A 6,874-nucleotide genomic window follows, 5' to 3' on the forward strand; every position below is an offset into this window, starting at 1 on the left:
GGGCGCTGATGGCGTTCCGGCACGGGGGAATCCTCGACATCCAGATAACGGGCCTCAAGGAGACCATGCTGGCCCTCAAGGAGATAGACGCCGAGATTCCGCGCGAGCTTAAGCGCGGGTTCCGCGAGGACGCGCAGCCCATCCTGTCCGACGCGCGGGGCTTCGCCGCATCCCTCGGGGGGAGTGGTCAGTACTCGGGGAGCATGTCCATCCGCATGGCGGGGGACGGCGTGCGCATCCAATCCAGCGACCCGGGCGCGGGGACCATCGAGTTCGCGCACCCGGGCGCCGTCGCGCTCAGCGGCAGACGGCGCGGAAAGCCGGTCGGCGTCCCCCTCGCCGCATCGGCCCCGCGCGCCCTCATCAAGGCGTCCCTCCTCCATGAGGACGAGGTGAGGGACAAGGTAGAGACGCGCATCGCGCAGGCGATAGTGAGGTACATGTAATGGGCAAGGCGTCAATCTCAATCGCCGTCTCCGGCTCCTACAACGGCTCCGCCATCGAGCGGGCCGAGAAGTCGCTTGAGCGCCTGAACGCGCGCGCCGCCGCGTCCTCCGAGGGCATCGCGAAGAGCTGGGCCGACGCCGGCTCCAAGCTCGCCGAGGCTGGCGGCTCCATCTACAACACGGGCGAGAAGATCGCGGGCGTTGGCGACAAGCTCACTGTGGGCGTGACCACCCCTCTCGTGGCGGCGGGCACTGCCGCGACCAAGGGCGCCATCGAGTTCGAGTCATCCATGTCCCGCGTCTCGGGTGCCCTCGACGACCCCATGGCGGATATGGACGAGCTGCGGCAGCTGGCCCTAGACATGGGCGCGGCAACCGTCTTCGGCGCTGCCGACGCGGGCGCGGCCATGGAGGAGCTAGCCAAGGGCGGTCTGACAGCAGCCGACATCAAGGGCGGCGCTCTCGCCACGACCATGGACCTCGCCGCCGCCGGAAACATGAACCTCGCCGACGCGGCCAACACGGTCGTTCAGGCCATGGGCGCGTTCGAGCTGACGGCTGAGGACACGGGCCGCGCCGCCAACGCGCTGGCGGGCGGCGCTGCGGCATCCTCCGCAGACGTGTCAGACCTCACGCAGGGCCTCTCCCAGTGCGCCGCGCAGTCCCACGCCGCCGGCTGGTCCATCGAGGACACCACGGCGGTCCTCTCCGCCTTCGCGGACGCCGGAATCGTCGGCTCCGACGCCGGCACCTCGCTCAAGACCATGCTCCAGCGCCTCGCGGCCCCGACCGATGCCGCCGCCGCCCAGATGGAGGCCCTTGGCCTTGAGGTGCGCGATTCCGACGGCCGCATGAAGAGCGCCGCCGGCATCGCCGAGAATCTGTCATCGAAGCTCGGCAACCTCGACGACGCCACGCGCGACGCGGCCCTACAGACCATCTTCGGCTCCGACGCCTCCCGCGCCGCCCTGAACATGATGAATCAGGGCCGCGAGGGAATCGAGAGGTACACCGCCGCCACGCACGACCAGACGGCGGCTCAGCGCCTCGCCGACTCGCAGATGGGCGACACCGAGCGCACCATCGAGAACATGAACGGCGCCATCGAGACGGCTAGCATCAGCGTAGGCTCCGCCTTGGCGCCGGCGGTCACGGACGCCGCCAACGCCGTTGGCGAGGCGGCGGACAAGTTCAACTCCCTCGACGAGGGGACGCAGAGCGCCATCGTGGGGTTCGCCGGCATGGCCGCTGCGGCAGGCCCCGTGCTCTCCGTCTCCGGGCGCATCGTGCAGGGCGCGGGCAACGTCGTGACGTGGTTCGGCAAGCAGAAGCAGGCCGCATCGGTCTACGCAGACGCCATGACCACCACCAACGCCGCGTCCCTCAAGCTGTACCAGTCTCAGGACAAGCTCAACGGCGCTCTCGCGAAGAACCCCGCCGTTCAGGCCGCTGGGGGCGTGGACAAGTACCTTGAGGCCGTCAGGCAGGCCAACGTGTCCACGAGCCAGTACAGCAGGGCCGTAAGCAAGCTTGAGGCGGAGCAGCAGAAGGGCAGCAAGGCCAATCTTGAGCTGGTGGACAACCTCAAGGCCGAGGTCGCGCAGAAGAAGGCGACCATGGAGGCCAACAAGGGCGTCGTGACCGGGTATCAGGAGGCCGCGACCGCAGCCAACACCAGCAGCGTCGCGATAAAGGCAAGCTCCGTCGGCATGCAGGCGTTCGCCGTGGCGACAAACGTCGCTAAGGTGGCCCTCGCCACGTTTGCGCCCATGGCGATTATCGCCGGAATCACGATGATCGCCGACGCCCTCGCGAAGGCCAAGGAGCACTCCGACAACTACAAGTCGGCCACCGAGGGCCTTACCGCCGCCACCGAGAAGGGCGTGTCGGCATCCAAGGCAGGCTCAGATGCACTTACGGCCTATGGGGATAGCGCCGCCACATCCAAGGTGGACATCGACGGCCTGCTCGAATCCCAAGCGCAGCTGGCCCAGACCATCAGCGACACCAACACGAGCGCCGGCGCTCAGATGGCGCAGCTGCAATCCGCCTACTCGGCCATCCAGCAGTACGCCAACCAGAGCGACCTCACCACCGAGGCACAGGGCAAGCTGCGCTCCGCTGTGGAGACCGTCAATAGCATGTGCGGCACCCAGATAGAGGTGACCGACCTCGCGAACGGCAAGCTGGCCGACGAGAACGGGGCCATCGAGAACGTGACCTCCTCCCTCGGGGACTACATCGCCAAGAAGCTCGAGCAGATAAAGGTCGACGCGCAGCAGCAGAACCTCACGGCGCTCTACCAGCAGCAGGCCGAGGACATCACGGCGCTGGCGCAGGCCCAGAAGGCGTACAACGACAAGCAGGCCGAGCGCGACCAGTTCATCCAGAGCTACATCGACAAGTGCGGCCCGTACGTGCAGAACGCGCAGCAGATGGCGGAGGCCGCATGGGAGGGGCAGCTCGCCACGTCCGAGGAGGGCAAGGCCCTCAAGGAGGCGCAGGGGGCGCTCGACGCCGTGAACACCTCCATCGACACGGTGAGCACGTCCCTCGGGGCATCCATCGCCGTGGCAGACGGGGCGAGCGCGAGCATCCAGAACATCGCGGCGGCGAATAGCACCGTTTCGACGGCCATACAGGCGGTCGGCGGCGACCTCACGCAGTTCACAACCGACCTGTCCAACGCGGGCGTCTCCGTGGAGACTTTCAGGTCCCTCAACGACACGCAGCTCACGCAGCTTGTGACCAGCTGGGACGGCACCACCCAGAGCATCGTCGACACCCTGTCCGGCATGGGCATCAAGATGAGCGACCAGGGCCTCAACGCCGCCACCGCCCTCGCGAACGGCATGGCCTCCGGGTCGGTGAGCGTCGACACCTCCACGGCAATCCTCAAGGCGGCGGCATCAGGCGACTGGTCGGACGTGTCGTCCAAGATGAGCGAGGCGGGAATCTCCCTGCCGAAGAGCGTGGCGGACGGGATCTCCGCCAACGGCTACGCCGCCTCCAGCGCGACCGACGCGATGCTGTCCGCGATCGCGCTCAAGCTCACCGGCGGGGACGTGTCCGCCGCCGCGGAGCTCCTGGGGCACGACATCGACTCCGGCCTCGCCCAGGGCATCCTGAGCGGGTCGCTCTCGGAGGAGCAGGCCTCGATGCTCGGGCAGGACGTCATTGACGCCGCCCGCTCATCCCTGGAATCCCACTCGCCCTCACAGGCCATGGCGCGCGTAGGCCAGGACGTCGACTCCGGCCTCGCCCAGGGCATCCAGGGCGGGACGAGCGGCCCCCTAGGTGCCATCTCGTCCCTCGGGCAGATGCTCGTGGGAGCGCTGTCCGGCGTGCCTGGACAGCTGGGAGCGACCGGCTCATCGAGCGGCGCGGCGCTCGGCGGCGGGATCGCCTCCGCGTCCGGTTCCGTCTGGTCGAGCGCGGCGCAGCTGTCCTCGGCCGCCTCCTCCGGGGTCTCCGGCATTCCCGGGGCCATGGGGACCGCTGGTTCGCAGGCATCCTCAATGTTCGCCTCCGGCGTGGCCTCGGGCGTGGGCTCGACCCGAACCAGCGCCTCGCAGGTCGCCGGCGCGGCCGACTCGATGAGGAACACCGGCGACAGCCACTCGTGGGGACAGCACCTCGTGCAGAACTTCGCGGCCGGAATCAGCTCTGGCATTAGCTGGGTGTCCAGGGCGGCGACCTCCATCGCCCAGGCCGCCAAGGACGCCATAGGCTTCTCCGTTCCCAAGACCGGGCCATGGTCCGGAGCCGAGCGCGGAGGAGAGAGGTCCGGCCTGCACCTCGCGCAGAACTTCGCGGCCGGCCTGTCGTCGGGGGCGGGAGAGGTCCGAGCTGCGGCGACCGCTCTCATGGCGGATGCCTCGCTCGGCGGAGACGTCGCGCCAGGGGGAGCCTCCTCCGGAGGCTACCAGCCCCAGGAGTCCGTGCAGCTGCTCGCGGAGCTGCTGTATGAGATCAGGGCTTTCCGGGCGGAGATCGGCTACGACATCGCGGAGAACGCGCCGACGTTCCCCAGCGAGCGAGAGATGCGAAGGATGGTGAGGGAATATGCCGTTGGCTGACGAGCTCACGTACACGGGATCAACAGGCGAGGCCATCAAGTTCGGGCTTGCTGGCAACCTCCGCATAGACGACGGCGACACGCTGCGATCTCGGGTGTGGTCGCGCACGCTGGGCTACCGCTCGCTCGAGGGCGTCACGCGGTCGGCGCGCGAGGTGACCATGGAGGTGGTCGTGGTCGGCGCGGCCGAGGCTGATCGCATCCGCCGGGTGCTGGACTATGACATGGCGCTCAACTCCCCCGGCACGCTCGAGATGGGCGGATGGTCCCAGCGGGCGCTCGTGCCGGAGAGCCAGACCGACGTGTGGAGAGTCGAGACCTTCAAGCTCTCGCTAACCGTGGCACTGCTGGACGGAGTCTGGCGGCGCTCCACCGTTGAGCACTTCCTTCCCCGCGACGAGGCCATCGATGATGGTGTCGGCAAGGGCTACCCGCACGGCTACCCGTATGGATACGGAAGGGCGGCAGCGCCGAGCGGTCTTGTGCAGCCCGGCTACCTCCCGGCTCCGATGCGGCTGACCATCTTCGGGCCAGCATCGGCACCGTCCGTGACAATCGGGGGCAACACGTACAGGTACTCCGCCGACATCCCGTCGGGCGGATTCCTCGTCATTGACGGCGTGTCCAAGACCGCGACGCTCACCAACATTAACGGCTCGGCGACCAACGCCCTCGGTGCACTCTCGCTCGGTTCCGGTGAGGGCTCGGGCACATACGCCTTTGAGCGCGTGCAGCCCGGGCGCAACCGCGTTCTGTGGGATGGCAGCTTCGGCTTCGATGTCGAGACGATGCAGGAGGAGGGCGAGGCACCGTGGCTCTTGACCTAGTAGTGGCAGACGCGAGCGGGGTGAAGTGGCTCTGCACCGAAGACTTCGCGCTGGACATGGAGTTCGGCGCTGACCTCGGTAACGACTTCGAGCTATCCGGGCTGCGCGAGCGCATCGCCCCCGGCTCGCTCATATGGTGTCCTGGGACGGAGTACGGCGGAGTGGTAGACGACGATAGCCCGACGCACACGCGCGCATCTGACTCCATCAGCTACCACGGCCGCACCTGGCACGGGGTGCTGGCCGGGTTCGTAGTCCACCCGGACTCCGGCAAGTCGCACGTCGTGGAGTCAGGAGACCTCAACGCGATCACCGCTCGGCTCTTGGAGCGCTGCGGTATCGGCGCGCCGTTCTCCGTCACGTCGGAGGAGTCGGCGAGCGTCACGTCGTGGCAGGTGTCGCGGTACGCTGACCTCTACTCGGCGCTTATGCGGATGTACGCATCCGTGGGAATGCGTCTCGCAATCACCTGCGACGACGGCAGCGTGAGGCTCGCAGCGGTGCCATCGGTGGACTGGGGACAGTCGCTCGGCAGCGACCTCGAGTGGACCGCCACCCGCAACGCGCGGCCCGTCAACCATCTCACGGTGCTCGGGAAGGGCGAGGGCACCGCGCGCGAGGTGGTGGAGCTGTACGCGGACGCCGGAGGCAACGTCTCGACCACCCAGACGCTGTTCGGCCTCGACCACCGCGGCGATACCTACGAGCTGACGTCCAAGGAGGGCGACGAGCTGGCCAGCGCCGGTCGCTCGAAGCTCGCGAAATACCAGCAGGACCGCAACAGCGCCAAGGCGACGCTGCCGGCTGGCCTCGGGGTCAGCGTCGGCGACAGCGCAACGTTCACCTCGGCCGCCTACGGGGTGAGGCCGACGGTGAGCGTCACTGGCCTTGTGGTCAACGTCGAGCGAGGCGTGGCAACCGTCACACCGAAGACCGACGGAAAGTTCGAAGAGGAAGACATCGATTAGGAGGAACCATGGCCAAGACAGAGAACATCTCGCTGTACGAATGCGACCGGTGCGGTGAGAAATACTACGCGATCCCAGGTGACGAGTACGCGAAGGGGTGGATTCAGCCGACGCGCGAGAGCGCAAGCGGTGCGAAGTCCAGCCCGTGCTTGTGCCCGCTGTGCACGAAGGACTACAAGGCGCTGCTCGCCGCCCAAGACGAAATGTTCGCAAAGTGGATCAACGAGAAGAGAGGCTAATCATGGAGGCAATCACAGCTGGGAACGGCACCACCCACGTCAGCTCCGCAGACGACCGCGAGCTCTACGCCGGTATCGTTGGGGCAGGGTGCTACGTATGCAAGACGGGCGACCAGCTCAAGTGCACCATGCAGACGGCGAACAAGGCCGTCATCGGCACGGGCGCAGGGTTCATGTACGGCACCGGATTTCGTAACTCCTCGGCGGAGGAGGTCACCATCAAGTCCGGAGCGCAGGCGCAGCGGCGAAACGACCTCGTTTGTGTGCACTTCACCACCGACTCAGCGGGCAATGAGACTGCCGAACTCGCGGTGCT

General features: G+C 67.5%; 6 protein-coding genes. All 6 read left to right on the top strand.

Annotated features, from left to right (window positions below):
• Positions 1 to 446 (top strand): hypothetical protein (locus HMPREF2826_RS09355; protein ID WP_168163951.1); only part of this gene is annotated, 446 nt, incomplete at its 5' end.
• The gene (locus HMPREF2826_RS00570; RefSeq protein WP_070638163.1) at positions 446 to 4,525 is read left to right on the top strand and encodes a phage tail tape measure protein; all 4,080 of its coding nucleotides are present in this window, start codon (positions 446 to 448) and stop codon (positions 4,523 to 4,525) included. The genes HMPREF2826_RS09355 and HMPREF2826_RS00570, both read left to right, overlap by 1 nt.
• Positions 4,518 to 5,351, top strand: coding sequence for a hypothetical protein (locus HMPREF2826_RS00575; protein ID WP_148138281.1), 834 nt, complete (start codon positions 4,518 to 4,520; stop codon positions 5,349 to 5,351). Before HMPREF2826_RS00570 ends, HMPREF2826_RS00575 begins: the two co-directional genes overlap by 8 nt.
• A complete protein-coding gene (locus HMPREF2826_RS00580) occupies positions 5,336 to 6,319 on the top strand; it encodes a hypothetical protein (RefSeq protein WP_148138282.1) in 984 nt (327 codons plus the stop codon). The genes HMPREF2826_RS00575 and HMPREF2826_RS00580 overlap by 16 nt, the downstream gene beginning before the upstream one ends.
• Before the next feature lie 8 nt (positions 6,320 to 6,327).
• A complete protein-coding gene (locus HMPREF2826_RS00585; protein WP_070638171.1) occupies positions 6,328 to 6,558 on the top strand; it encodes a hypothetical protein in 231 nt (76 codons plus the stop codon).
• Between the two features lie 2 nt (positions 6,559 to 6,560).
• Positions 6,561 to 6,874: hypothetical protein (locus tag HMPREF2826_RS00590; RefSeq protein ID WP_148138283.1), on the top strand; the 314-nt coding region annotated here is incomplete at its 3' end.

The organism is Olsenella sp. HMSC062G07 (assembly GCF_001811895.1).
Taxonomy (GTDB): domain Bacteria; phylum Actinomycetota; class Coriobacteriia; order Coriobacteriales; family Atopobiaceae; genus Olsenella_F; species Olsenella_F massiliensis.